General features: G+C 65.8%; 2 pseudogenes. Both read left to right on the top strand.

Annotation, left to right across the window (positions count from 1 at the left end):
• Nucleotides 1–303, top strand: a pseudogene (locus ACED18_RS20530) (carbohydrate ABC transporter substrate-binding protein); the annotation flags it as partial.
• Nucleotides 304–571: 268 nt separating this feature from the next.
• Nucleotides 572–1,353 (top strand): annotated as a pseudogene (locus ACED18_RS20525) (carbohydrate ABC transporter substrate-binding protein); the annotation flags it as partial.

Below are 1,353 nucleotides of genomic sequence, written 5' to 3'. Positions count from 1 at the left end.
GACTTCATCGGCAAGTCCTTCACGACGGCGCCGGACAAGGAACTCTACCAGCTGCCCGACCAGCAGTTCGCGAACCTCTACTGGTTCCGCTACGACTGGTTCAACGACGAGAAGAACAAGGCCGACTTCAAGGCGAAGTACGGCTACGACCTCGGCGTTCCCGTCAACTGGTCGGCTTACGAAGACATTGCCCAGTTCTTCACCGGCCGCGAGATCGACGGGAAGAAGGTCTATGGCCACATGGACTACGGCAAGAAGGATCCCTCGCTCGGCTGGCGCTTCACCGATGCGTGGCTGTCCATGGCCGGCAACGGCGACAAGGGCATCCCGAACGGCCTGCCGGTCGCCGAATGGGGCATCAAGGTGGACGAGAACTCGCGGCCCGTCGGCTCCTGCGTGGCGCGTGGCGGCGACACCAACGGTCCGGCCGCCGTCTACTCGATCGAGAAGTATCTCGAATGGCTGAAGGCCTATGCGCCGCCGGCCGCCCAGGGCATGACGTTCGGCGAAGCCGGCCCGGTGCCTGCCCAGGGCGAGATCGCCCAGCAGATGTTCTGGTACACGGTGTTCNGCCGGCAACGGCGACAAGGGCATCCCGAACGGCCTGCCGGTCGACGAATGGGGCATCAAGGTGGACGAGAACTCGCGGCCCGTCGGCTCCTGCGTGGCGCGTGGCGGCGACACCAACGGTCCGGCCGCCGTCTACTCGATCGAGAAGTATCTCGAATGGCTGAAGGCCTATGCGCCGCCGGCCGCCCAGGGCATGACGTTTGGCGAAGCCGGTCCGGTGCCTGCCCAGGGCGAGATCGCCCAGCAGATGTTCTGGTACACGGTGTTTACCGCCGACATGGTCAAGGACGGCCTGCCGGTCGTCAATGCCGACGGCACGCCGAAGTGGCGCATGGCGCCTTCCCCGCATGGCGTCTACTGGAAGGACGGCATGAAGCTCGGCTATCAGGATGCCGGTTCCTGGACGCTGCTCAAGTCCACGCCGGACGACCGCGCCAAGGCCGCCTGGCTCTACGCGCAGTTCGTGACCTCGAAGACCGTGGACGTGAAGAAGAGCCATGTGGGCCTGACCTTCATCCGCCAGTCGACGCTCGACCACCAGTCCTTCACCGACCGTGCGCCGAAGCTCGGGGGCCTGATCGAGTTCTACCGCTCGCCGGCCCGCCTGCAGTGGTCGCCGACCGGCACGAACGTGCCTGACTATCCGAAGCTCGCCCAGCTCTGGTGGCAGGCGATCGGCGACGCGGCGTCGGGCGAAAAGACCGCCCAGGAAGCGATGGATAGCCTCTGCGCCGAACAGGAAAAGGTCCTCGGCCGCCTCGAACGCGCCGGCATCCTCGGCGA

Source organism: Rhizobium sp. SG2393 (assembly GCF_042610495.1).
Lineage (GTDB): Bacteria > Pseudomonadota > Alphaproteobacteria > Rhizobiales > Rhizobiaceae > RU20A.
The sequence above is the reverse complement of the archived record's forward strand: the minus strand, read 5'-3'. Positions and strand labels throughout refer to the sequence as shown.